This window comes from Actinoplanes awajinensis subsp. mycoplanecinus (assembly GCF_001509495.1).
In the GTDB taxonomy this organism is placed as follows: domain Bacteria; phylum Actinomycetota; class Actinomycetes; order Mycobacteriales; family Micromonosporaceae; genus Actinoplanes; species Actinoplanes palleronii.
The window spans coordinates 258,895-283,354 of the sequence record NZ_LLZH01000085.1 but is presented as its reverse complement, the minus strand read 5'-3'; the positions used below and the strand labels follow the sequence as shown (position 1 = coordinate 283,354).

Below are 24,460 nucleotides of genomic sequence, written 5' to 3'. Positions count from 1 at the left end.
AGGCGATGGCTTTTAGAGCGGCGGCAGATCGATATCGGTCTCCAGACGATGGCCGGCGGCGGTCACCCGGAACACCGGGTGGCCGTCGCCGTACGCCTTGGCCAGGGCGCCCAGCGCCTGCTGCTGGGCCGCCTCGTCGTCGTCGGCGAGCGCCAGGTTCCACGCGCAGGCCACCGTGTCCGGGTGGTCGGCGCCGCGGACCACCCGCGACCGGCGCAGGGTGTCCGCGGCCAGCTCCCGGGCCGGCTGCGCCTCGCCGGCCGCGAACAGGTCGCCGGCCAGACCGTTCGCGCAGCTCAAAGTGAACGGGTGGTCGGCGCCGACGCTGCGCCGCAGCCCACCGAGCACCTCCTCGTCGATGGTGCGGGCCTCGGCGAACCGGCCGGACGCGCGCACCACCCCGGCCAGCCCGGCGGAGGCGGCCAGGGTGAACGGGTGCTCGTCGCCGAGCACCGCGTGGAACCGGATCACCGCGCGTTCCAGCAGCTCGTGCGCGTCGTCCAGGTCACCGGCCGCCCGGGCGCAGTTGGCCAGCGACACCGCGGTGGCCAGCGTGTCGACGTTCAGGTCACCGAACCGCTGCCGGCAGGCGGCCAGATTGGCGGTGGCCAGCTCCCGGGCCGCCGGATCACCGCGCCGGTGCGCCGCCATCGCGGTCAGCCGCCCGGCCCAGAGCGCGAACGGATGGTCCTGCGCGACCTGCTCGGCGTGCCCGGCCAGCACCCCGCCGACCCCGGCGTAGTCGCCCAGGCCGAACAGGTCGTAGGCGAGCGCGGCCCGGGACGCCAGGGTCTCCGGGTGGCCGTCCACGAAGATCGCCTGCCGGTGCCGCAGGGTCTGCTCGTCCAGCGCCCGGGCACCCCGGAAGTCGCCGATCAGCCGCAGGTCGATGCCCAGGTTGTTGGCACAGCGCAGCGCGGTCGGGAAACTCTCGCCGAAGAGCCTGCGGTAGCGCACCAGGTTGTCCGCGTCGAGCTGCCGGGCCTGGCCGAAGTGGCCCTGCATCCGCAGGTCTCCGCCGACGCTGTTCGCAGTGGCCAGGGTGGCCTCGTCGTCGGCGCCGAACACCTCCCGCTGGGTGCGCAGGGTCTGCAGGTTGAGGTTGCGGGCATCGGCCGCGCGGCCCACCGCCCGCAGCGCGTTGGCCAGGTGGAACGAGGCGAGCAGGGTCTGCTCGGCGGACTCGCCCAGCGCGTCGCGCCAGCGGGCCACCGCGGAGGCGGCCAGCTCACGGCTGGAGTCGTAGTCGCCGCGGGCGAAGTGGAACCGGATGCAGTTGATCACCAGCTGGCGGATCTCCTCGGCGTCGCCACCGAGCAGGTCGGAGTGGATCAGGTGCGGGGCCAGCTCGGCGTACCGGTACCAGCCGGCCGGGTTGTCCGGGTCGCCCGGGTCCGCCGCGGCGAGCATCCCGCGTACGGTCCGCAGCAGCTCCGCGTGCCGTTCCGAGCTGAGCTCCTGGCCGGACATGCCGCGGATCAGCGGGTGCACGGTGAGCCGCTCACCGGACGGGTCCAGCCCGGCCAGACCGAACCGGGCGATCCGCCGCATCGCGGTCCGCAGCCGGCGCTCCACCCGGACGGTGCGGGCCACCTCCGGCTCCAGCGGCAGGGTGCGCGCCGCCCAGAGCAGCTGCCAGGAGATCGGGGCGCTGGCCAGGAACGTGCACAGCTCGAGCAGCACCCGATCGGCCGGTGCGGCCTCGCCGAGCGCGCCGGCGGCCAGCCCCCAGGCGACCCGGATCGGGGTGGGGAAGGCGAGCTCGGCGGAGTGCCTGTCGAACCGGTCCAGATATTCACTGACCGGCCAGCCGGTCGCGGAACGAACCGCGGCGGCCAGGTCGAGCGCGATCGGCACGTCGCCCAGCCGCTCGGCCAGCCGGTCGGCGTCGTCGGTGGAGAGCTCCGGCGCCCGGCTGCCGAGCAGGTCGAGCGCGTCCGCCCGGTCGAACACCGGCACCGGCAGGGCCTGCGCCACCTCGGCCGTCCAGCGCGGGTTGCGGCTGGTCACCAGAACGTGCCCGGCGCCGGAGGGCAGGTACGGCATGATGTCCTCGGGCCGGTTCGCGTTCTCGAAGACGACCAGCCAGTGCCGATAGGGCTCGCCCCGGCTCAGCGCGTCGCGGACCGCGCCCAGGGTGCGGTTGAGGTCGCGCGCCTCGGGCAGCCCGAGTTTCTGGGCCAGCCCGGCGAGCGCGGCGCGCATCCCGGCGTTCTGCTCGGCCGGGATCCACCAGACCAGGTCATAGCTGTCGGCGTGCCGGTAGGCATACTCGACCGCCAACTGGGTACGTCCCGTACCACCCAGTTGATGGTCAGGACTGGGCAGCAACACCACCGGACCGTTGCCGAGCAGGCCACGCACGCGGGTCAGGAGTTCCTCACGGCCTACGAAGCGGGGATTGCGCGGCGGCAGACCGCCACGGATCGGCACACCGTGCTCCTCACGTGTTGGTGATGCCGATTACCGTACGTGGAACCCCCGCAACAGCAAAGCGGGCACGCGCCCGGCGAGACGGAAGGCCCCCCGGTGATCGAACAAGTGACGAGCCTGGATGCCGACGGTGGCACCACCACCGTTTCGCTGCGTGGCGAGATAGACGTGCTCACCGTCGAACAGGTGCGGGTGGCGCTGAGCGAGGCGGTGGCCGGCCGGCCCCAGCAGATCGTGGTGGACATGGCCGACGTCGCGTTCATCGACTCGACCGGGCTGGGCGCGCTGATCTCCGGCTTCCAACGGGCCCGCGACCAGGCCATCGCCTTCCAGCTGGCCCGCCCGACCAGCAACGTCCGCCAGATCCTGGTCCTCAGCGGCCTGATGGAAGTGGTCCAGGTCACCCCGTAGCCTCCGGATTGTGGCTGGCTCTCAGGGGTGTCTCCGCACCGCGGAGACACCCCTGAGGCACAGCCGGGACCTTGCGGCGCGCTTCGGTCGCTCGCTGCGCGGACGTCGCGCGGGACCATCACGGGACTCGGCTTGTAGCCTGCGGGCGGGCGCTCGGTATTCGTACCGAATATGGCGGACCGTGAGGATCAGGCCTTCGCTGCGGGGATCGCCAGGCCTAGACCCGGAGCGATCGGTTTGAGGTGTTTGCCGGCGAAGAGCATCAGGCTCAGCAGGGAGGCGAGCAGGGCCAGGGCGCCGGCGCCGTACCAGGCCCAGGTGTAGGTGCCGAGCTGGTCGCGGACCAGGCCCGCCGCGGTGGCGGCGATCGCCGCGCCGAACTGGTGCGAGGCGAAGACCCAGCCGAAGACGACCGGGCCGGCGGCGCCGAAGTACTCGCGGCAGAGGGTGACCGTCGGGGGCACGGTGGCGACCCAGTCCAGGCCGTAGAACAGGATGAAGACCAGCATGCTGGGGTGCGCCGTGGCGGCCAGGATCGACGGCAGGACCAGCAGCGACAGGCCGCGCAGCGCGTAGTAGCCGCCGAGCAGGATCCGGCTGTCGACCCGGTCGGTGAGCCAGCCGGAGGCGATCGTGCCGACGATGTCGAAGACGCCGACCAGGGCCAGCAGGCTCGCCGCGGTGGTGTTCGGCATGCCGTGGTCGTGCGCGGCCGGGATGAAGTGCGTGCCGACCAGGCCGTTGGTGGTCGCCCCGCAGATCGCGAACCCGCCCGCGAGCAGCCAGAACGCCCGCGTCTTGGCAGCGTCGCGGAGCGCGGTCAGCGCGGTGCGGGCGGCGTTGCCGGTCGGCTTGGCCGGCACCTCGGTGACCCCGCCGAGAGCGGTCACCCCCAGGTCCACCGGGTGGTCCCGAAGGCGCCAGAGAATCAACGGTACGACCAGGAGCGCGACCACCGACACGGTGATCGCCGCGGTCCGCCAGCCGTTCGACTCGACGATCCGGGACAGCACCGGCAGGAAGATCAGGTTGCCGGTGGCGCCGCCCGCCGTGAGCACGCCGGTGACCAGGCCACGGTGCTTGACGAACCAGCGGCCGGTGATGGTGGCCACGAAGCCCAGCGCGAGCGAGCCGGTGCCCAGCCCGACCAGCACACCCCAGCAGAGCAGCAGTTGCCAGCTGGAGTTCATCCACACGGTCAGCCCGGAGCCGAGCGCGACCAGGCCGAGGGCGACGGCGGCCACCCGGCGGATGCCGAACTTGGCCATCAGGGCCGCGGCGAACGGCGCGGTCAGGCCGTAGAGCAGCAGGTTCACCGAGACGGCGGCGGAAATCGTGCCGAGGGACCAGCCGAACTCGTTGTGCAACGGCTCGAGCATGACGGACGGCGTGGACCGGAAGCCGGCCGCGCCGATCAGCGCGATGAACGCGACCGCGGCTACCGACCAGGCGGGATGCAGGCGAAGTCTCACGATCATGATTCTGCTGATCTCGGCACGTCCGCACGAGTGGCCGGAAGGCCATCATGCGCAAGAATCGAGCCATGACTCCGCATGTGATCGCCATCCTGGTCATGGACGGCGTGGTCCCGTTCGACCTCGGTGTCCCCGCACAGGTCTTCGGCTCGTCACGTACCGGGCCTGAGCGCACCCGCCTCTACGAGCTGCTCTACTGCGGCGAGGGCACGGTCCGCACCGAGGCGGGCTTCTCGGTCACCCCGGACCATCCGCTGAGCGCCGCCGAGCGGGCCGACACCATCCTGATCCCGGGCATCCATGCCGGCGGCCCGGTCACCGACGGCACCCTGCCCGAGGCGGTCCGGGCCACGCTGCTGTCCGCGGTCGCGCGCGGCGCCCGGATCGTGTCGATCTGCACCGGCGCCTCGGTGCTGGCCGCGGCCGGCCTGCTGGACGGGCGCCCGGCCGCCACCCACTGGGCCTGGGCGAAACGGATCGGCGGGCTCTACCCGCAGGTCGACTGGGACTTCGACGTGCTGTTCGTCGACGACGGCGACGTGCTCACCTCGGCCGGGGTGGGCGCCGGGGTGGACCTCTGCCTGCACATCGTGCGCGGCGACCACGGCGCCGAGGTGGCCAACGCGGCGGCCCGGCGGTGCGTGGTGCCGCCGTGGCGCGACGGCGGCCAGGCGCAGTACATCGAACGTCCGGTGCCACCCGCGGCCGGCGCCGGCACCGAGCCGACCCGGGCCTGGGTGCTGGACCGGCTGAGCGAGCCGGTCACCCTGGAGGCGATGGCCGCGCACGCCCGGATGAGCGTGCGCACGTTCACCCGCCGGTTCCGCGACGAGACCGGCTCGAGCCCCCGGCAGTGGCTGCTGCGCCAGCGGGTCGAGCACGCCCGCCTGCTGCTGGAGTCGACCGACCTCGGTGTGGACGTGGTGGCCCGGCGCGCCGGGCTGGGCAGTGCCACCGCGCTGCGGCAGCACCTGCACGCCACGATCGGGGTGGCGCCGTCGGCATATCGACGGACGTTCCGGCACGCGGGGTAGCGGCTCAGTTTTGCGGCGGGATGTCCGATGGAGGGGTGTATAGCCTGTGCCGCCGCGCTTGAGGATTCCATGGATCAGACCTTCCGACCGCTGCTCGATGCGCTGAAGCAAATCGGCATCGATCCGCACGCGATCGACGCGGCGGCTGAGGAGGCACAGCGCAGCGGCCGGCCGGTACGCGCGGTTCTGATCAATGACCAGGTGGTCACCGAGGAGCAGCTGACCCTGGCCGCGGCGGCCGCGTTCGGGATCAACACCCTGGACCTGGTCGGCTTCACCCCGGACCCGACCGCGCTCAAGCGCATCCCGCTGCCGGTGGTGCTGCGCCACCGGGTGCTCGGCCTGGCGATCAACGACGGCGAGCTGGTGGTCGGCGTGACCGACCCGGCCGACGTGGTGGCGCTCGACGACGTCCGGGCGGCGACCGGCATGACGGTCCGCCCGGTCGTGGTGGCCCGCAGCGAGGTCCGCCGGATCATCGAGAAGCTGCAGCGTGAGGACAGCGACCTCGGCGACCTGGCCGACGCCGGGCTGAACGAGTCGGCCGGCATGGCCACGCAGCAGAACAGCGCGGACGACGCCCCGATCGTCCGGTACGTGAACAGCCTGATCGAGCAGGCCGTCATGAACCGGGCCTCCGACCTGCACCTCGAGCCCACCGAGGACGACATGCGGGTGCGTTACCGGATCGACGGCGTGCTGCACGAGGTGGATATCGTGCCGCGGGGTGTGACGGCGGCGCTGACCTCCCGTATCAAGATCATGTCGGGCGTCGACATCACCGAGAAGCGGATACCGCAGAACGGCCGGATCACCGCGCTGATCCGGGACCGCACCGTCGACCTGCGTACCGCCACGCTGCCGACGGTCTGGGGCGAGAAGATCGTGCTCCGGGTGCTGGACACCGGCGGCATCGACCTGGACATCGCGAAGCTCGGCTTCACCCAGCACAACCTGGACCGGTTCTCCGCGTCGTTCACCAAGCCGCACGGGATGGTGCTGGTCACCGGACCGACCGGGTCCGGCAAGTCGACGACGCTCTACTCCACCCTGGGCCGGATCAGCAAGCCCGAGGTCAACGTGATCACCGTCGAGGACCCGGTCGAGTACCGCCTGCGCGGCGTCAACCAGGTCCAGGTGAACGCGAAGGCCGGACTGACCTTCGCGGCGGTGCTGCCGGCCATCCTGCGGTCCGACCCGGACGTCGTGCTGATCGGTGAGATCCGGGACGGCAACACCGCGCAGATCGCCGTCGAGGCGTCGCTCACCGGTCACCTGGTGCTCTCCACGCTGCACACCAACGACGCGCCCGGCGCGGTCACCCGGCTCACCGAGATGGGCATCGAGCCGTTCCTGGTCGGCTCGTCGCTGGACTGCGTGCTGGCCCAGCGGCTGGCGCGACGGCTCTGCGACTGGTGCAAGGAGGCGTACACGCCGACCGAGCAGGAGGTGCTCGGCGCCCACTGGCCGCTGGCGGACCTCGCCGTCCCGGAGGTGCTGTACGGGCCGGTGGGCTGCCGGAACTGCGCCAACACCGGGTACAAGGGCCGGATCGCGATCCACGAGGTGATGCCGATCAGCCCGGAGATCGAATCGCTGACCATCCGGCGCGCGTCGTCCGGTGAGATCCGCGAGGTGGCGGTCGCCCAGGGCATGTACGACCTGCGCGCCGACGGCCTGGCCAAAGCGACCGGCGGTCTGACCTCGGTGCGGGAGGTATCCCGAATAGCAGTCTGACGGCACCCGATCCGCTACTAAACCGGGTCCGTTCGGTGCCGATTCAACAAGCGTCGGAACGTGAACGAAAGGGCGGGAACAGTGAACACGATCGAGCACGAGGTGCGACCGGAGACGGGCGCCAACGCGGACGACCTCGCCGTGCTCGACCAGATGCTGGTCACGCTGGTCGAAGCGCGCGGCTCGGACCTGCACCTGACCGTCGGTTCACCGCCGATGATGCGGGTGGACGGCGCGCTCGGACCGATCCCCGGGTACGGCAAGCTGAACGCCGCCGACACCGAGTTGCTGGCACACGCCGCGGTCAGCCCGGCCCAGTGGGAGACGTTCCAGCGCGAGCAGGAGATGGACTTCGCGCACAGCATCGTCGGGGTCTCCCGCTTCCGCGGCAACCTCTACAAGCAGCGCACCTCGTGCGGCGCGGTCTTCCGGGCCATCCCCCACAAGATCAAGCCACTGGACGAGCTGGGCATGCCGGAGTCGGTGGGCCGCTTCGCCCACCTGCCGCGCGGCCTGGTGCTGGTCACCGGCCCGACCGGGTCCGGCAAGACCACCACGCTGGCCTCGATCCTCGACCTGGCCAACCGCAGCCGCGCCGACCACATCATCACCATCGAGGACCCGATCGAGTTCCTCCACCCGCACAAGCGCAGCATCGTGAACCAGCGCGAGGTGGGCTCGGACACCGAGACCTTCGCCAGCGCGCTCAAGCACGCGCTGCGGCAGGACCCGGACATCATCCTGGTCGGCGAGCTGCGGGACCTGACCACCACGTCGACCGCGCTGACCGCGGCCGAGACCGGCCACCTGGTGCTGGCGACGCTGCACACGCAGAGCGCCACCCAGACCATCGACCGGGTGATCGACATCTTTCCGCCGCACCAGCAGCTGCAGATCCGAGCGCAGCTGGCGGCCAGTCTCCAGGGTGTGATCACCCAGGCGCTGGCGCCGAAGGCGGACGGCAAGGGCCGGACGGTGATCTGCGAGATCCTGACCGCGACGCCGGCCATCCGGAGTCTGATCCGGGAGGGCAAGTCGCACCAGATCCCGTCCTTCATGCAGGCCGGCAGCAACGAGGGCATGCTCGCCTTCGATCAGCACCTGGCCGAGAAGGTTCGGGAGGGCGTCATCACCATGCAGACCGCCACCGAGATCAGCCACTCGCCGGAGGAGCTCAAACGGCTCGTCGGGCGGAGCTGACGATGGCCAACAACAAGACGTTCGCGTACAACACCGTCGACGCCTCGGGCAAGAAGGCCAAGGGGACCATCGAGGCCCCCAACGAGGCGGCGGCCACCCACATGCTCAAGCAGCGTGGCGAGACGCCGCTCGGCCTGGTCGAGGCCGGGCAGGGGCTGCAGCGCGAGCTGAAGATCCCCGGGTTCGGCACCAAGGTCAAGCTCAAGGAACTGGCGGTCTTCGCCCGGCAGTTCGCCACCATGACCTCGTCCGGCATGTCGCTGCTGCGCTCGCTGTCGATCATGGAAGAGCAGACCTCGTCGCCGGCGCTGAAGAAGGCGATCGCCGAGGTCGGCGCGGACGTGTCGGCCGGCAACGGGCTCTCCACGTCGATGGCCAAGCACGACCGGATCTTCCCGCGCCTGATGATCGCGATGATCCGGGCCGGCGAGACCGGCGGCATGATCGACAAGGCGCTCGAACAGATCGCCGACAGCCTGGAGAAGGACACCGCGCTCCGCGGCAAGATCAAGAGCGCGCTGACCTATCCGGCGATCGTGCTGGGCTTCACGTTCGTACTGATCGCGGCGATGTTGATCTTCATCGTCCCGATCTTCGAAGGCATGTTCAAGAATCTCGGCGGCGAACTGCCGGCGATCACCCAGTTCCTCGTCACGACCAGCCACAACATGTGGTGGATCGGGCCGCTGGCGCTGAGCATCGGGTTCGGCACGGCGATCGCCTACAAGCGGCAGCTGCGGGCCAGCGCCGACTTCCGGCTGAAGGTGGACAAGCTCAAGCTCCGCATGCCGGTCTTCGGCCAGCTCTTCCAGAAGCTCGCCATGAGCCGGTACGCCCGGAACCTCGGCCTGCTGCTGAACGTCGGCGTGCCGGTCATGCAGGCCCTCGCCGTGGTCGGCGAGACCACCGGCAACGAGGTGATCAACATCGCCATGCAGGACATCCAGGGCACCGTGCGCAACGGCCAGCCGATGTCCTCGGCGATGCGCAATCACAAGGTTTTCCCCGCGATGGTCACGCAAATGATCGAAGTAGGGGAAGAAAGCGGTCAGATCAGTCAGATGCTCGACAAGGTTGCCGACTTCTACGACAGAGAAGTCGACAGCGCCGCCGAGTCGCTGGCCGCATCGATCGAACCGATCATGGTGCTCGTGATGGGCGCCGTGGTCGGCGGCATGGTCGTCTGCCTCTACCTGCCGATGTTCACGATCTACCAGAACATCCAGTCGAGCTGACCCCGGCGTGCGAAGAAGCACGCGAGGAAATACCCGGCCGCTCCCGACGGCCGGAGGCACCGCCCCGGGCACCCGAGCCCGACACTCCCTTCCCCGCTCCACCCCTCTTCGCCCATGGAGGCACCCCACCATGCACAACGTCATCGACCGCATGAACGCCAAGCAGGCCGAGCTCCGCGCCAAGAAGGACGACGAGGGCTTCACCCTCATCGAGCTCCTGGTCGTCGTGGTCATCATCGGCGTCCTGGTCGCGATCGCCGTGCCGGTGTACCTGAACTACCGCCAGGGTGCGGCGGACAAGTCGGCCCAGTCCGACGTGCGTGGCGCCATCAGTGCGATCGAGCAGTACTACACCAGCAACGGCAACGCGTACCCGGCCGGCACGCTCAGCAGCATCACCAGCGGCTCGGGCACCAGCGCGGTGACCGACACCAAGGTCGACCTCAAGGTCGGCACCACGGTGGTCGGCACCATCACGGTCTCCGACAAGACCCAGCTGACCTACGTCTACATCACTGCTGACGGCAGCTACGTGCTCTGCGCGACCAACGCCGGCGGCAGCGGCAAGGTCTACGTGTACAAGAGCGTCAACGGCGGCTCGGTCAAGACCGCCAGCGGCGTCACCGTCGCCCAGACCGCCTGCACCGGCGCCTGATCCACCCAGCAGTGACCGGGTGGCGCCACCACGGTGGCGTCACCCGCCCACGTCCGCCGGAGAGGAGCACGAGATGCCACTGGCCCCGCTGCTGGTCATCGCCGGAGTGCTCGGTCTCGCGATCGGCTCGTTCCTGAACGTCGTGATCCACCGGGTGCCGCGGGACGAGTCACTCGTCCACCCCGGCTCGCACTGCCCGAACTGCGGCCACACGATCCGCAACCGGCACAACGTCCCGGTGCTCGGCTGGCTGCTGCTGCGCGGCCGGTGCGCGGACTGCACAACGCCGATCAGCGCCCGGTATCCCCTGGTGGAGGCCGGCACCGCCGTGTTGTTCGTCGCGGTGGCAGCCCGGTTCGGCTGGTCCTGGGAACTGCCCGGTTACCTCTACCTCGCGGCCATCGCGATCGCCCTGGCGCTGATCGACCTGGACGTGATGCGGCTCCCGAACAAGATCGTCCTCCCCTCGTACCCGGTGGCCGTCGCCCTGCTCGTCCCGGCCGCGCTGCTCACCGGCGATCCGGGCGCGTTGCTCCGCGGCGCGGTCGCGGCGGTCCTGCTCTACCTGCTCTATCGCCTTCTCGGCGCGTGGGGCATGGGCGGCGGCGACGTGAAACTCGCCCCGCTGCTCGGCTTCTACCTCGGCTGGCTCGGCTGGGGCGCGGTGGCGATCGGCGCGTTCGCCGGCTTCCTGCTCGGTGGCCTGGCCGGCGCGGTCCTGCTGCTCACCCGGTCCGCCGGGCGAAAGAGCCGGATCCCGTTCGGGCCGTACATGCTGGCCGGCGCTTTCCTCGCGGTCTTCGCCGCGGTGCCGATCAGTGACTGGTACGGCACGTTGCTCAGCGCCTCCTCGTACTGACCGATAGCCCCCGTAAGAACCGCGGCACGAAGGGAAACCGATGGCTGGCGCAACACCGATCGGGCTGGACATCGGCTCGTCCTCGATCCGGGCTGTCGAGGTCCGTCGCACCAAGGACGACTACTCGCTGATCAACTTCGGCCAGATCCCGCTCGAGCCGGGCACTGTGCACGGCGGCGTGGTGCAGGACCAGGCGGCCGTGACGAGCGCGCTCAAGCAGCTCTGGGCCGCCTCCCGGTTCGGCACCAAGCGGGTCACCCTCGGCGTGACCAACCCGCAGCTGGTGGTCCGGGAGATGTCGATCGCGAACCTGCCGCCCAGCCAGATGCGCCAGGCCCTGCCGTTCCAGGTCAAGGACGCGCTCCCGCTCGCGGTCGAACGCTCGCTGCTGGACTTCTACCCGCTGGAACAGCCCGGCGACAACCCGAACGTCCGGGGTCTGCTGATCGCCATGCCCAAGGACGCGGTGCTCGGCCTGGTCCAGGCGGTGGAGAAGGCCGGCCTGCACGTGACCGGCGTCGACCTGGCGTCGTTCGCCCTGCTGCGCGCCGCCTCCCGGCTGGACGCCCAGGTCGAGGCGATCGTCGACATCGGGGCGGACATCACCAGCGTGGTGGTGCACGCCGACGGTGAGCCGCTGTTCGTCCGGACCCTGCCGCGCGGCGGCTCGGAGATCACCGACAGCATCGCCACCCGGCTCGGCGTCCCGGCCAACGAGGCCGAGGAGCTCAAGTGCCGGTACGGCCTGCACGGCGACGGCAACCCGGACAGCGTGGCCGCGATCGCCGACGCGGTCCGCCCGCTCGCCAGCGAACTGCGCAGCTCGTTCACCTACCTGGCCTCCGGCGAGCGGCAGAAGCAGGTCACCCGCCTGGCGCTGTCCGGCGGCGGCGCGCTCATGCCCGGCCTCGCCGAGCACCTGCAGGAGCAGCTCGGCATCGGGGTGATGTACGCGGACAGCACCTCCCGGCTGCGCGACACCCGCCGGGCCCGGGAGCGCGGGTTCGACAGTTTCGTACCGTCGGCGGCCGTATCGATCGGCCTGACCCTGGGAGCCGCCCGATGACCACGACCGCGCTGATGCCGGTGGACCCGGCGGCCTCACCGCAGCATGCCAACCGCATCCTGCCCATCCGGGCCAACCTGCTGCCCCGCGACATCAGCGACGGCCGGCGGGCCCGGCGCACCCGGACCGTCGTGCTGATCGCGGTCGTTCTGGTCCTGGCCATGCTCGGTGGCTGGTACTGGAACGCGACAACGACGAAGCGGGACGCCGAGTCGGAGTTCGAGGACGCCACCCGGCAGGTGGCCGCGGTGCAGCGGCAGCAGAACCAGTACACCAACCTGACCACCACGAAGAACAGCAACACGGTGATGTCGGGTCAGCTGGCCAAACTGATGGCGAACGATCTTTCCTGGCAGATCCTGCTCGACCTGGTGCGCTCGACCGGGGCCGAGGCCGAGGCGCAGACCACCGAGATCGGCGGCGAGATGTCGACCACCCCGACCGGCGGCGACGAGATCGGCACCCTCTCCATCAGCGGCAACGCGCCGGACAAGAAGGCGGTCGCCAAATACATCGAGCTGCTCGCCAAGCTCAAGGCTGACGGGATCGCCGACCCGTTCGTCACCTCCGTCTCCGGTACCGACAGCGCCGAGGACGAGTCCGGAAAGTCCACGGTCAGCTTCGAGCTGACCGTCTCGATCACCGACAAGGCACTCTGCGGCAAGTTCAGCAAGATCAAGTGCTCGGCCGGAGGTAACTGATGGGCGCGCTGCGCTCCGACCGTATCTGGCTGTTCGGCGGCCTGGCCCTGATCGCGCTCCTGGTCGTCTCCGGCTGGTTCCTGATGATCAACCCGAAGTACGCCGAGGCGTCCGACGTGCGCAGCCAGGCCGAGGACACCACCACCCAGCTCTCCAAGCTCAAGAAGCAGCTGGCCGACCTGAAGGCGGACAACGCCAACCTGCCCGACTACAAGGCGACGCTGGACACCTACAACAAGGCGCTGCCGACCAGCGACAGCATTCCCGCGTTCCTCCGGCAGCTGCAGTCCATGGGCACCGAGCTGCACGTCGACGTCAACGCGTACACGGCCTCGGGCCGGAGCACGTCCAAGGCAGTGGCCACAGTCGAGGAGCTGTCGATCGCGCTCAGCGCGACCGGCGAGGTCGACAACATCAGCAAGCTCGTGAAGCAACTGCAGAACACGCAACCTCGGGCGGCGCTGATCAACTCGGCGACGCTGACGGTCAACGGTGTCAAGGCGGACGGGTTTGCCGGCAGCGAGCTGTCCCTCGCGCTGACCGTCTTCCGCAACGTCGCCACCACGACCACCGCGGTGACCACCACCAACTAGACCGGCGCGGCCGGGCCGCCACGGGGCGGCCCGGCCGGCCTCACATCGCGAGCAGCGCCGGGCACGCCTCGAAGGCCGGGCGGCGGATCGCGTACCGGGTCAGGCCCCACCGGCGTTCGCTCTGGTCCAGCTTCGCCCGGATCTCACTCTCCGTCCCGGCCAGGGCATAGGGGGTCGCGGCCATCTCCGCCTCACTGATCTCCGCGCTTTCGGCCCATTTCTGGTACGTCGCCCCGGCGTCGTCGGTCACCTCCACGTAGTGCACCAGCGCTTCCACCGGAGTCCCGCCGGCCAGCTCGACCTGCGCGTCCACCTGGTCCGGCCGGAACCGCGCGGTGTGCATGTGCCCGTCCTCAAGGGTGCGGCCCAGCCCGGACAGCCCGATCAGGTCGGCGTGCCCGGCCGCCCAGCGCAGCAGCCGGGTGTTCCCGCCGCCGAACAGCAGCGGCACCTTCTCCTGCACCGGGCGCGGCTTCGCCAGCCCGTCACCGGCCAGCATCCGTACGGTCGCCTCGGCCACCGCGATGCAGTGGTCCACCCGCGCGGCCACGCCGGGGCGCACCCGCCCGACGGCGGTCCACTCGGCCGGGGTGTGCCCGGCGCCGATCCCGAGCACGGCCCGGCCATCGGAGACCACGTCCAGGGTGGCGACGTCCGCGGCGATCAGGATCGGTTCCCGGACGCCGGCGTTCACCACGTACGACCCGAGCCGGATCGTGCTCGTGACGGCGGCGGCCGCGGCCAGCGCCACGAACGGCGCCGCGCAGCTGCCCGGGTGGTCGGCGACGTAGAGGGTGTGGAAGCCGGCGGCCTCGGCACGCCGGGCCAGATCGAGCCAGTCGGCGGCGTCGGTGGGCTGTGCCTGCAGGGAGAAGGTGGCCATGGGCGGATTCTGCCGAGCCGTCCGGTCGTACGCCGCATTCTTCTGCCGATGGCAGACCGCGGCCCGCAACCGGACCGCAACCGAAGATATCTGCTGCACGGCAAACACTTGCCGATCAGGACCTACATGAACCAGAACCTGATCCTGATCGCCGACGACGACGCCGACGTCCGGGACCTGCTCACGGTCAGTCTGGAGTCAGCCGGATACCGCGCGCTCGGCGCGAAGGACGGCCAGGCCGCGGCCCGCATCCTCACCCGGGCCCAGCCGATCGGCATGATCACCGACGTCCGGATGCCGGCCATGAACGGCATGGAGCTGTGCCAGCTGGCCCGGAGCACCCCGGCGACCCGGGACATGGCGATACTGATGGTCTCCGGCAACGGCCACGCCTACGACGTGGACGCCGGCCTGATCTCCGGCGCGGACGGCTACCTGACCAAGCCACTCACCCCGACCACCCTGGTCGCCGAGCTGCAGGCCCTGATCAGCCGCCGCCATCTGGGGATCCGCTCCTAGCTCTGTCGCGCGCGTCGCTCTTTCGCCCGCGTCGCTCTTTCGCCCGCGTCGCTCTTTCGCCCGCGTCGTTCCTTCGCCGCGTCGTTCCTTCGCCGCGTCGTTCCTTCGCCGCGTCAGCGGAGCAGGTCGAGGGCTCCCTGGCGCATCAGCGCGGCCGCCACCGAGGTGCCCAGAGTCGTCGGGTCGGTCGCCCACTCGTGCACGTCGAGCACGGTCTTGCCGTCCAGCGACGCGACCCGGGCGCGCAGGCTGATCCGGCCGTCCGGTTCGGTCCGCGCGTAGCCGCCGATCGGCGAGTCGCAGGAACCCTGCAGGATGTGCAGCATGGTCCGCTCGGCGAGCGTCTCCCGCCGGGCCGCGTCGTCGCCGAGCGTGGCGACCAGGTCCCGGATCTCCACGTCGTCCTCACGGCACTGCAGGACCAGCGTGCCCGAGCCGACCGCCGGCACCATGACGTCCACGTCGAACATCTGCGTGATCCGGTGTGGCTGACCGATCCGGCCCAGCCCGGAGACCGCCAGCATCAGCGCGTCGTACTCCCCCGCGTCGAGCTTGGCCAGCCGGGTGTTGGCGTTGCCGCGGATCGGCACCGGCGTCAGCTCCGGCCAGTGCAGCGCGAGCTGGGCGACCCGGCGCACCGCCGAGGTGCCGATCCGGGCACCGGGCGGCAGCTCCTCGACCCGGGTGCCGGCCGGATGCACCAGGCAGTCCCGGACGTCGTCGCGCCGCAGGTAGGCGGCCATCACCGTGCCGGCCGGCGTCGGCCGGTCACCGGGCACGTCCTTCACGCAGTGCACCACCACGTCGACGTCCCCGGCGAGCAGCGCCGCGTCGACCTCCTTGGTGAACGCGCCCTTGCCGCCGAGGTCGGCGAGCCGCCCCTGCCACCGGTCCCCGGAGGTGGTCATCGACACGACCTCGACAGAAACCTGCGGATGCCGGTCAGCCAGCATCTTCCGCACACGTTCGACTTGAGCGAGCGCCATCGGCGAGTTGCGTGTGCCAACACGCAGGCTACGGAATCCGGACATGACGGCCAGCGTATCCCTGCGCCCCGCCCGTCCGCCGCCTCCCTTCCCGCTTTCGGAAAGACCCCGCACGATCGAAGGTCCGCCAAGCAGCCAAGCCGGTGACAGCCATGTGCGTGATCAGCTGAGGGCCAGGCCGCGTTCCAAAGCCAAGATCAACGCAAGTCGGCGATCATGAGAATGGGGCCAGTCCAGGGCGTTCGAGACCGTCATGTGGTACGCGAGGAGATGTTTGGGCGAGGTCAGCCACCGCCCAGCGATCTCGGCCAGACGGTCCGTGCCGATGACGGTCACGATGTCGTTCCCGAGTGCACGGGCTGCCGCGGCGGCGTTGTCCAGTTTCTCCTGGACCAGGAGTTCCTGACCGCGACTCGTCTCGTAGATGCGGTTCTCGATGTCGAGGGACTTCGAGTACCAGTAGAGGACGGCGCCGATGTCCGCAGCGTCCTTGTACTCGCCGTAGGTGCTCCGGTCCAGCCACGCGGCCAGCTTCAGTGCGGCGTACCCGGCCGCGGTCGGCATCCGGATGGTCCCGGCGGAGGGGAGCCTGAGCGAGGGCGCTGCAGCGAAGACCTCGGTGAAGCCCCAGACGCTCATCGGTTCCCGGCGAGATGCCGGGGTGACCGTCCCGGGAGGATCCTCTACCGGGCCGAACGGCAGCAGGTCGGCGGTCACGTCCGCGACCCGGAAACGGATCCCGGTATTGCCCGCCGACGGGAACGCCATGGCGAGTTCGTCGTAGGCAGCCCAGTTCGCCATCGCCAGGCCGAGGTCGATGTCGGACGTGACGCGCAATAGGAAATCGTGCCCGAAGGCGCTCTGCAAGATGTCACGGCAGTGAGCGCCGACCAGCAACACCTCGTCCGGTAAGAGCCGGCTCGACCGCGCCAGGAGTTCGGCAACCACCTCGTCGACCAGGTGGAGCAGCGACGGGTCAGCTCTCGTCAGGTCGAACACGGCCTGCCTTCCAGGTCCTGGCCACCTCGGCGAGGCGGGCGTCGCCGGTGGCCAGCAGGTCGGCGTAGACCAGTGGCCAGGGGGCGTTCTGCGTTGGCACCGCGGGATCCTCCTCATCCGGGCGCGGCGAGACCCAGAACTTCCGGCGTACGAACACATTGCGAGCACGGTCCGGGTTCGTGCTCCAGCGATTCGCCACGGGCAGCCGGGAATCCACCGAGGCGAGGTAGACAGTGAGCGTCGAGGGTCGTGCGATATCGAGGCCCTGCGCCGACTCGCCGCTGAGATAGACCGGACGTTCACTGCTGATCGGCCGGGCCGGATCGCCGTGGAATCGCGCTGCCTCGAGCCGTCGGCCAAGGCCGGTCGGATAGGCCGCGGTCCAGTAGTCGAGGAGCTCCTCGAACCTGACCGGCCCCCATGAACCGGGGACCAGGAATCCGGCCTCGGTGAGTTGCCCCAGAGCGTCGTGGGCCTGGCCGACCGAGACTCCGGCAGTGCTCGCGACCTGCCGGACCTTCTCACCGACGAGTTCCGGCCAGGCGAGGAGGGCGAGGATGACCTGTGCCCGGCCGGGGCTGAAGAGGTTGGCTGGCCGGCGCTGGCCGGTCCCGGCCGGGACCGGCGGCTGCTGCTCGCCGACCGGCGCGGTCCGTCCCCGTACGTCGATCAGGACCTCGCCGAAGCTGAGGTATGCGTTTCCCAGGGTGTCGATGAACTGGATCTGCGCGTCGCGGAACGCGGCAGCGCTCCGCGAGTTGATCTGGCGGCCGACGAGCAGCATCGGAGGCGACCCGGCGGGCTGTTCGATCCGGGCCGCGGAGGCCAGCGTCATCGATGCCTTCACCTGTGCCGAGTAGGCGGCCCGGACGCCACCCCGGGACATGACGATGGTCGCGTCGATGCCGCTGTCCGGGTCGGACGGCTCAGTCTCGACAGCCACGCCGAACTCGTGAAGTCGCTGCCGGGCGAGCTCCAGGATGCGATCCACGTCTCCCGACGCCGACGACGTTCGAAGTTGCACGCTGTTCAGCATATTTGAACACACTCGAAAACTGAACAGAAGTTCGTCGAGTCAGGTAACCCGGGCAAACAAAAAACGCCTGGACCGGAGTCCAGGCGTTTCGCAAGGGTGGAGCTGAGGGGACTCGAACCCCTGACCCCCACACTGCCAGTGTGGTGCGCTACCAGCTGCGCCACAGCCCCTTGCCGTACTGCTTGCGTCCCCGGCGTTTCCCCCGGGCACGCTGGAAATATTACACACCCCCGCGAGGACCCCGCAGCACCCCCCTCAGTTCAGCGACACGTCCGGAGGGAAGTGGGCGACAGCAGCGAGGATGTCGCCCTGCCGGCGCAGGACCATGGCCCACAGGTCGTCTGGTCGTTCGACGAACGGGTCGCCGGGCAGCGCGTCGAAGACGAACCAGGAGCCGGAGGCGATCTCCTCCTCGAGCTGTCCGGCGGACCAGCCGGAATAACCGGCGAAGACCCGGATGCCGGCCACGTTCTCCCGGAGGCGTTCCGGGTCGGCGGAGAGGTCGAGGGTGCCGAGGGAACCGGAGACAGGATGAAAACCGGTCACGCGCTTCTTCACCTCGGGGCGGGTGCGTGCCAGGCAGATCGCCGACTCGGGCTGCACCGGGCCGCCCTCGAAGAGCACGGCGGGGTCGCCGGCCAGCTCGCCCCAGTTGCCGAGCACCTCGGCGACCGGCACCTCGGTGGCCCGGTTGAGCACGACGCCCAGGGCGCCGCCCTGCTCGTGCGCGACGACCAGCACGACCGTACGGTCGAAGTTGGGATCTTTGAGGGTGGGCGTGGCGACCAGCAGCTGACCGGTCATCGATTCCACTGACCGGCCTCCGATTCGCTGCTGTCCCTCACCGAACACGAGATGCCTGCCGCCCGTCCGACGTCAACGCCATGCCAGCACATTAGCCTGCGATTCAGGCCGCGGATAAGGTCTGCACATGAACCCGTCACCCCCGGCAGCAGAGATCGGCGTCATCGGCGGATCCGGCCTGTACGCACTACTCGACGGCGCCATTGAACACGAGGTGGAGACGCCGTACGGTCTGCCATCCGACAAGATCACTGTGGCCTCCGTCGGTGGCCGCCGGGTGGCGTTCCTGCCCCGGCACGGCCGGGACCACCGGTTCCCGCCCCACAAGATCCCCTACCGGGCGAATCTGTGGGCGCTGCGCTCGCTGGGGGTGCGCCAGATCATCGCGCCGTGCGCGGTCGGTGGCCTGCGACCGGAGCTGGGACCGGGCACGTTCGTGGTGCCGGACCAGCTGATCGACCGGACCAGCGGCCGCGAGCAGACGTATTACGACTCCGGCGCGGTGCACGTCTCGTTCGCCGATCCGTACTGTCCGGCCGGGCGCGCCTCGGTGCTGAATTCCGCCGCAGGGGTGAACGCGGTCGACGGCGGCACCATGGTCGTCGTGGAGGGACCGCGGTTCTCCACCCGCGCCGAGTCCCGCTGGTTCACCGCGATCGGCGGCACGATCGTGAACATGACCGGTCACCCGGAAGCGGTGCTCGCTCGCGAGCTGGCCCTCTGCTACACCTCGATCGCGTTGGTGACCGATCTGGACGCCGGTGTCGAGGGTGGCGAGGCCGTCACCCACGAGGAGGTGTTCCGGGTCTTCGGCGAGAACACCGCCCGGCTCCGCGACGTACTCCTGAAAGCAGTGACCGAACTGCCCGCCGCGCGCACCTGCGGCTGCAAGGATGCCCTTCAGGGCATCAAGCTCCCCTTCGACCTGCCGTGAGCTCCAGGTCAAAATCCTTTTTCGGTACGACCTGAGTCACGCCCCGAGGCACCCACTGGTGGCACCGAAGTGGAGATGCTGCGGATCCGGCTCGCCCCCGCCCGCCGCGACCACCGACACCACCGCGCCGTCGGTGAACGACGCGCTCACCGACGGCAGCCCGGCGTCGAGTTCGCCGGTGGCGACGTCCAGTCCCGCGGCGGCCAGGTACTCCGCGACACCGGGCAGCGCCGCCTCCGCGTCCCGGGTCCCGGGCAGGGTGAGGTCGAGCACGACGTACGCGTCGAAGGCTCCTCCGTCGCACGGCGACCGACCCTTGACCTGCGGCGTCACCGTGGCCATCTGGAGTTCGTCCTCCCCGAGCCCGGTGAACAGCTCCCGCAGCCGTTCCTCGGCCTCCCGGACGGTCGTCACCGTGGTGTTCCGGTACATCCCGCCGCCCGCGCCGGTCGGCGGCCCCGGCGGCTCCCGCCCCTCGTCGAGCCCGTCCGGCCGCCACCCGAAGGCCCGTTCCAGCTCGTCCCGCCGCCAGCTCTGCCGCGTGGGCGGCGAGCCCTTCGTCCCGCTGGTCACCTCGAGCACGTCGATCTGCCCGCGATAGTCCCGCCAGGCGATCTTCGCGGCCTGACGCGCGAACGGGACCGCCCGGCCCGCCGGCAGCCGCAGCGTGGTGATCGCCTCGACCGTGACGACCGTCCGCGAGCCGTCCGTCCGGGAGTCGTACGCCGGGTCGTCGACCCCGACGGACGTCCACACCCCTGACTGCGGGTCGAAGTACCCGCCGTTGACCATCAGGACCGTCACGAGCACCGCGGCGATCGCCACCACCCCGGCCACCGGGCGCCATCGCCGCCTAGCATCGATCGACATCCATTCAGTGTGCCGACCTGCGGCAACCCGCCGGGCTGGTCCGGGTGTGGTATCGAGAAGCACCACGACTCGAACGAGGTGGCGGTTGACGACGGAATCCTGGCTTCGCCTGCTCGGCACGGAGACCGAGCCGGTCACCTCGCTCGGCTATCGGTCGGCGCGGCGCGGCGGCGGCAGCGAACACCTGCGGCTGCCGGTCGACCGGCTCCGGGTGAACCGGGTGCCGGACGGGTGCGACGCGGTGCTCGTCGTCAGCGACCTCCAGGGGGTGGCGGTCTCGCCGCTCAGCGGGGCGACGGTGCTGCTCGGCCAGGCGTTCGCCGAACAGCTGGAGATCTGGGCGCAGTCGGAGCTGCTTCCCGCTCCGGACCGGCTCGGCGTGCTGCTCGCCGGTGACCTGTTCTCCGCACCGGGCGCCGATCAGCGTGGCGCCTCCGGCCCGGTCGCCGAGGTCTGGCGGGCCTTCGCCGCGGCCGGCTGCCCGTTCGTGGCCGGGGTGGCCGGCAACCACGACGAGGTGGACGCCGCCGAGGTCGCCGGGTACGGCCCGGCCGTCACCCTGCTCGACGGCGACCGCTCCGGCTGGGGCGGGTGCACGGTCGCCGGGGTGAGCGGGGTGGCCGGCGACCCGCAACGGCCGATGCGCAGGCCCGAGCCGGATTTCCTCGGCCTGATCCGCGCGGTCACCGCGACGCCGCCCGCCGTGCTGCTGCTCCACGAGGGCCCGACCGGTACGGATCCGGCCCAGCGCGGCAACCCGCTGATCCGCGAGCTGCTCGAGTCCCGCCCGCCGGGCCTGACCGTGTGCGGGCACGTGCACTGGGACCAGCCGGTCGCCCGGCTCGGCGACGGTCACGTGCTGAACGTCGACGCCCGGGCGATCCTGCTCGAACCTTCTCTCCCATCCTCCGGCTGACCGACCGGCGCGTCAGAACGCTCGCAGGATGTCGTTCACCCGCTCCTTGGCGTCGCCGAAGAGCATCGCGCTGTTCTCCCGGAAGAACAGCGGGTTCTGCACGCCGGCGTACCCCGAGGCCATCGAGCGTTTGAACACGATCACTTCGGCCGCCTCCCAGACCTTGAGGACCGGCATGCCGGCGATCGGGCTGGACGGGTCGTCCATGGCGGCCGGGTTGACCGTGTCGTTGGCGCCGATCACCAGCACCACCGAGGTGCGCGCGAAGTCGTCGTTGATCTCATCCATCTCGAGGACCACGTCGTACGGCACCTTCGCCTCGGCGAGCAGCACGTTCATGTGCCCGGGCAGCCGGCCGGCCACCGGGTGGATGCCGAACCGCACGTCGATGCCCTTGTCACGGAGTTTGCGGGTCAGCTCGGCGACGCCGTACTGGGCCTGCGCGACGGCCATCCCGTACCCCGGCGTGATGATCACCGACTCGGCCGACTTGAGCAGCTCCGCGACCGCGTCCGCCTGGACCTCGCGGTGCTCGCCGTAGTCGGTGTCGCCGGACGGCCCGGCCTCGACACCGAACCCACCGGCGATCACCGACAGGAACGACCGGTTCATCGCCTTGCACATGATGTACGACAGGTAGGCACCCGACGACCCGACCAGCGCCCCGGTGACGATCAGCAGGTCGTTGGAGAGCAGGAAGCCGGAGGCCGCCGCCGCCCAGCCGGAGTAGCTGTTCAGCATGGACACCACGACCGGCATGTCGCCGCCACCGATCGAGGCGACCAGGTGCCAGCCCAGCAGCAGCGCCACCGCGGTCACCACGATCAGCAACCAGAGGTGCGGGTCGATCACGAACCACACGGTCAGCAGCACGAACGCGACGAGCGCGCCCACGTTGAGCAGGTTCTTGCCGGGAAGCATCAGCGGACGCGACGGCATCCGGGCGGACAGTTTCAGGAAGGCCACGATCGACCCGGTGAAGGTGACCGCGCCGATGAAGACGCCGATGAACACCTCGGCGCTGTGGATCCCGAGCAGGTCCTGCGCGCCCAGCAGGGCCGCCTCGGCGCCGTCCGGGTCACCCTCGACGTGCAGGTATCCGTTCCAGCCGACGAGCACCGCGGCCAGGCCGACGAAGCTGTGCAGCAGCGCGATCAGTTCCGGCATGCCGGTCATCTCGACCTTGGCGGCCCGGTACAGGCCGATCGTCGCGCCGATGCCGGTCGCCACCAGCAGCAGCACCAGCCCGGTGCCGCTCAGGTCGCCGACCAGGGCCAGCGCGACCGTCGCGACCAACGCGAGGGCCATGCCGGCGATGCCGAAGTAGTTGCCGAACCGCGCGCTCTCGTGCCGGGACAGTCCGGCCAGCGCCAGGATGAAGAGCAGGGCCGCGACGAGATACGCCGACTGGGCCGCCGTTTCGATGGTCATCTTCGGTCAGCTCCTGGTGAACATGGCGAGCATGCGGCGGGTCACCGCGAAGCCACCGAAGACGTTGATACTGGCCAGCAGGACGGCGATGAACGACAGCGTGGTCACCGCGACGCCGCCGTGTCCGAGCTGGAGCAGCGCACCGACCACGATGATCCCGGAGATCGCGTTGGTCACCGACATCAGCGGCGTGTGCAGGGCGTGGTGCACGTGCCCGATCACGTAGTAGCCGATCACGATGGCCAGCGCGAAGACCGTCAGGTGTCCGCGCAGCGCGGGCGGCGCGAACGCCGCGAGCAGGAACAACGCGCCCGCTCCGGTACCGGTCAGGACGAGGCCGCGGTTCTTCTTCGCGGCCTGCGGCTGGGCCGCGGCCTGCGGCGCGACATTCACCGGCGCCGCTGTGGCCGGTGCCGCGGACACCGACACGGGAGGCGGCGGCCAGGTCAGTTCACCATTGCGTACGACGGTGATCGACCTCTGGACGACGTCCTCGAAGTCGAGCACGAGCCGCCCGTCGCGTTCCGGCGTCATCAGCTTCATCAGGTTGACCAGGTTGGTGGCGTACAACTGGGAGGCCTGCGCGGGCAGCCGGCCGGCCAGATCGGTGTAGCCGATGATGGTCACCCCGTTCGCCGTGGTGACCACCTCGCCGGCGACGGTGCCCTCGACGTTCCCGCCGTTCGCGGCCGCCATGTCGACGATCACGCTGCCCGGCTTCATGCTCGCCACCATCTTCGCGGTGATCAGCCGGGGCGCCGGCCGTCCCGGGATCAGCGCCGTGGTGATCACGATGTCGACATCGGTGGCCTGCTCGGCATAGAGCCGGGCGGCCCGCTCGGTGTAGTCGTCGGACATCTCCTTGGCGTACCCGGTGGCCGAGACCTCGACGTCCGCGGCCTGCACCGCGAGGTACTCCCCGCCGAGCGACTTGACCTGGTCGGCGACCTCGGGCCGCGGGTCGGTGGCCCGGACGATCGCGCCCAGGCTGCCGGCCGCGCCGATCGCCGCGAGCCCGGCCACGCCGACGCCGGCCACCAGCACCTTCGCCGGCGGGACCTTGCCGGCCGCGGTGACCTGCCCGGTGAAGAACCGGCCGAACGCGTGCGCCGCCTCGACGACCGCACGGTATCCGGCGATGTTCGCCATCGAGGAGAGCACGTCCAGGGACTGCGCCCGCGAGATCCGCGGCACCGCGTCCATCGACAGCACGGTGATCGGCCGGCGCGCGAACTCCTCGACGAGTTCCGCGCTGAGCCGCGGGTTGAAGACGCCGATCAGGGTCGCCCCGGCGGCGAGCCGATCGAGCCGAGCCGGTTCCGGCGCGTTGATCGTGAACACCACGTCGGCCCGGTACGGATCGCCGAGGGTCGCCCCGGCATCCGCGTACGCCTCGTCGGTGAACGACGACCGCTGCCCGGCGCCGGGCTCCACCACTACGTCATAACCGAGTTTGAGCAACTGGCCCACGGTCGCGGGCGTGGCTGCCACCCGCGTTTCCCCTGAACCGGACTCCCCCAGGACACCAATGATCATTAATCGACTCCCCAGCAGTTCAAGCGACGTTGCCGGACCTACGGCGGAAACGTGAAGGTGAGTGTCTTCACGGATGCCGACCATGAACGCGTTCAAGGAATGAGCTTGTTACTCGCCGGTAGCTTAACGTTCGGCATGACCCCTGTC

General features: G+C 70.3%; 23 protein-coding genes and 1 tRNA gene. 13 read left to right on the top strand and 11 right to left on the bottom strand.

All coding sequences use genetic code 11. From position 1 onward, the window contains the following. Positions 1 to 12: 12 nt before the first annotated feature. On the bottom strand, positions 13 to 2,433 hold the full coding sequence (fxsT, locus tag ADL15_RS13130) for an FxSxx-COOH system tetratricopeptide repeat protein (protein ID WP_067689033.1): 2,421 nt from the start codon (positions 2,431 to 2,433) through the stop codon (positions 13 to 15). 108 nt (positions 2,434 to 2,541) lie between these two features. Here fxsT and ADL15_RS13125 point away from each other — a divergent pair, with 108 nt between their 5' ends. Further along, the gene (locus tag ADL15_RS13125) at positions 2,542 to 2,844 is read left to right on the top strand and encodes an STAS domain-containing protein (RefSeq protein WP_232344053.1); all 303 of its coding nucleotides are present in this window, start codon (positions 2,542 to 2,544) and stop codon (positions 2,842 to 2,844) included. A 188-nt stretch (positions 2,845 to 3,032) separates the two neighbouring features. Here ADL15_RS13125 and ADL15_RS13120 read toward each other — a convergent pair whose 3' ends face one another. Continuing rightward, the gene (locus ADL15_RS13120) at positions 3,033 to 4,322 is read right to left on the bottom strand and encodes an MFS transporter (protein WP_067689027.1); all 1,290 of its coding nucleotides are present in this window, start codon (positions 4,320 to 4,322) and stop codon (positions 3,033 to 3,035) included. Between the two features lie 47 nt (positions 4,323 to 4,369). Between ADL15_RS13120 and ADL15_RS13115 the strand changes: the two genes are divergently transcribed. From ADL15_RS13115 to pilO, 9 genes are all read left to right on the top strand, one after another. Then, on the top strand, positions 4,370 to 5,353 hold the full coding sequence (locus tag ADL15_RS13115; protein WP_067689025.1) for a GlxA family transcriptional regulator: 984 nt from the start codon (positions 4,370 to 4,372) through the stop codon (positions 5,351 to 5,353). A gap of 69 nt (positions 5,354 to 5,422) precedes the next feature. After that, a complete protein-coding gene (locus ADL15_RS13110) occupies positions 5,423 to 7,090 on the top strand; it encodes a GspE/PulE family protein (RefSeq protein WP_067689019.1) in 1,668 nt (555 codons plus the stop codon). Between the two features lie 81 nt (positions 7,091 to 7,171). Next, a complete protein-coding gene (locus ADL15_RS13105; protein ID WP_067689016.1) occupies positions 7,172 to 8,290 on the top strand; it encodes a type IV pilus twitching motility protein PilT in 1,119 nt (372 codons plus the stop codon). A gap of 2 nt (positions 8,291 to 8,292) precedes the next feature. Next, positions 8,293 to 9,525: a type II secretion system F family protein gene (locus ADL15_RS13100; RefSeq protein WP_067689013.1), complete on the top strand. Its 1,233-nt coding sequence runs from the start codon at positions 8,293 to 8,295 to the stop codon at positions 9,523 to 9,525. Positions 9,526 to 9,655: 130 nt separating this feature from the next. Next, the gene (locus ADL15_RS13095; RefSeq protein ID WP_067689012.1) at positions 9,656 to 10,180 is read left to right on the top strand and encodes a prepilin-type N-terminal cleavage/methylation domain-containing protein; all 525 of its coding nucleotides are present in this window, start codon (positions 9,656 to 9,658) and stop codon (positions 10,178 to 10,180) included. 73 nt (positions 10,181 to 10,253) lie between these two features. Continuing rightward, complete coding sequence (locus ADL15_RS13090) at positions 10,254 to 11,039, top strand: prepilin peptidase (protein WP_083971196.1); 786 nt, start codon at positions 10,254 to 10,256, stop codon at positions 11,037 to 11,039. A gap of 40 nt (positions 11,040 to 11,079) precedes the next feature. After that, a complete protein-coding gene (gene pilM, locus ADL15_RS13085; protein WP_067689011.1) occupies positions 11,080 to 12,105 on the top strand; it encodes a type IV pilus assembly protein PilM in 1,026 nt (341 codons plus the stop codon). Beyond that, positions 12,102 to 12,806 (top strand): hypothetical protein, encoded by a 705-nt coding sequence (locus ADL15_RS13080; protein ID WP_067689008.1) that lies wholly within the window; start codon positions 12,102 to 12,104, stop codon positions 12,804 to 12,806. The genes pilM and ADL15_RS13080 overlap by 4 nt, the downstream gene beginning before the upstream one ends. Continuing rightward, on the top strand, positions 12,806 to 13,399 hold the full coding sequence (gene pilO, locus ADL15_RS13075) for a type 4a pilus biogenesis protein PilO (protein ID WP_067689006.1): 594 nt from the start codon (positions 12,806 to 12,808) through the stop codon (positions 13,397 to 13,399). Before ADL15_RS13080 ends, pilO begins: the two co-directional genes overlap by 1 nt. 40 nt (positions 13,400 to 13,439) lie before the next feature. Here the strand turns inward: pilO and ADL15_RS13070 are convergent, their stop codons facing one another. Continuing rightward, positions 13,440 to 14,282 carry an LLM class flavin-dependent oxidoreductase gene (locus ADL15_RS13070; protein ID WP_067689003.1) on the bottom strand — a complete coding sequence of 281 codons (843 nt, stop codon included), beginning with the start codon at positions 14,280 to 14,282 and terminating at the stop codon, positions 13,440 to 13,442. 48 nt (positions 14,283 to 14,330) lie between these two features. Here ADL15_RS13070 and ADL15_RS13065 point away from each other — a divergent pair, with 48 nt between their 5' ends. After that, on the top strand, positions 14,331 to 14,801 hold the full coding sequence (locus ADL15_RS13065) for a response regulator (protein ID WP_232344051.1): 471 nt from the start codon (positions 14,331 to 14,333) through the stop codon (positions 14,799 to 14,801). Positions 14,802 to 14,914: 113 nt separating this feature from the next. On the opposite strand, the gene hemC is transcribed toward ADL15_RS13065, so the two are convergent. The 5 genes from hemC to ADL15_RS13040 form a co-directional block, all read right to left on the bottom strand. Continuing rightward, complete coding sequence (gene hemC / locus ADL15_RS13060) at positions 14,915 to 15,832, bottom strand: hydroxymethylbilane synthase (RefSeq protein ID WP_083971195.1); 918 nt, start codon at positions 15,830 to 15,832, stop codon at positions 14,915 to 14,917. A gap of 117 nt (positions 15,833 to 15,949) precedes the next feature. Then, the gene (locus ADL15_RS13055; protein ID WP_067688998.1) at positions 15,950 to 16,786 is read right to left on the bottom strand and encodes a hypothetical protein; all 837 of its coding nucleotides are present in this window, start codon (positions 16,784 to 16,786) and stop codon (positions 15,950 to 15,952) included. Next, the gene (locus tag ADL15_RS13050) at positions 16,764 to 17,810 is read right to left on the bottom strand and encodes a type IV toxin-antitoxin system AbiEi family antitoxin (RefSeq protein WP_232344050.1); all 1,047 of its coding nucleotides are present in this window, start codon (positions 17,808 to 17,810) and stop codon (positions 16,764 to 16,766) included. Before ADL15_RS13050 ends, ADL15_RS13055 begins: the two co-directional genes overlap by 23 nt. Positions 17,811 to 17,919: 109 nt before the next feature. Next, positions 17,920 to 17,992, bottom strand: a tRNA-Ala gene (locus ADL15_RS13045). 85 nt (positions 17,993 to 18,077) lie between these two features. Continuing rightward, positions 18,078 to 18,626, bottom strand: coding sequence for a YqgE/AlgH family protein (locus tag ADL15_RS13040; protein WP_067688995.1), 549 nt, complete (start codon positions 18,624 to 18,626; stop codon positions 18,078 to 18,080). A gap of 127 nt (positions 18,627 to 18,753) precedes the next feature. Between ADL15_RS13040 and ADL15_RS13035 the strand changes: the two genes are divergently transcribed. Next, entirely contained in the window at positions 18,754 to 19,560 is an 807-nt protein-coding gene (locus tag ADL15_RS13035) for an S-methyl-5'-thioadenosine phosphorylase (RefSeq protein ID WP_067688992.1), read from the top strand. Between the two features lie 36 nt (positions 19,561 to 19,596). Here the strand turns inward: ADL15_RS13035 and ADL15_RS13030 are convergent, their stop codons facing one another. Further along, positions 19,597 to 20,430, bottom strand: a complete 834-nt coding sequence (locus ADL15_RS13030) for a hypothetical protein (protein WP_157441339.1) — start codon at positions 20,428 to 20,430, stop codon at positions 19,597 to 19,599. Between the two features lie 85 nt (positions 20,431 to 20,515). Between ADL15_RS13030 and ADL15_RS13025 the strand changes: the two genes are divergently transcribed. Further along, positions 20,516 to 21,346, top strand: a complete 831-nt coding sequence (locus ADL15_RS13025) for a metallophosphoesterase family protein (protein ID WP_067688987.1) — start codon at positions 20,516 to 20,518, stop codon at positions 21,344 to 21,346. Positions 21,347 to 21,358: 12 nt separating this feature from the next. On the opposite strand, the gene pntB is transcribed toward ADL15_RS13025, so the two are convergent. Both pntB and ADL15_RS13015 read right to left on the bottom strand, forming a co-directional pair. After that, positions 21,359 to 22,777: a Re/Si-specific NAD(P)(+) transhydrogenase subunit beta gene (gene pntB / locus ADL15_RS13020; RefSeq protein WP_067688985.1), complete on the bottom strand. Its 1,419-nt coding sequence runs from the start codon at positions 22,775 to 22,777 to the stop codon at positions 21,359 to 21,361. 6 nt (positions 22,778 to 22,783) lie between these two features. After that, positions 22,784 to 24,313, bottom strand: coding sequence for a Re/Si-specific NAD(P)(+) transhydrogenase subunit alpha (locus tag ADL15_RS13015; protein WP_067688983.1), 1,530 nt, complete (start codon positions 24,311 to 24,313; stop codon positions 22,784 to 22,786). Positions 24,314 to 24,460 lie beyond the last annotated feature (147 nt).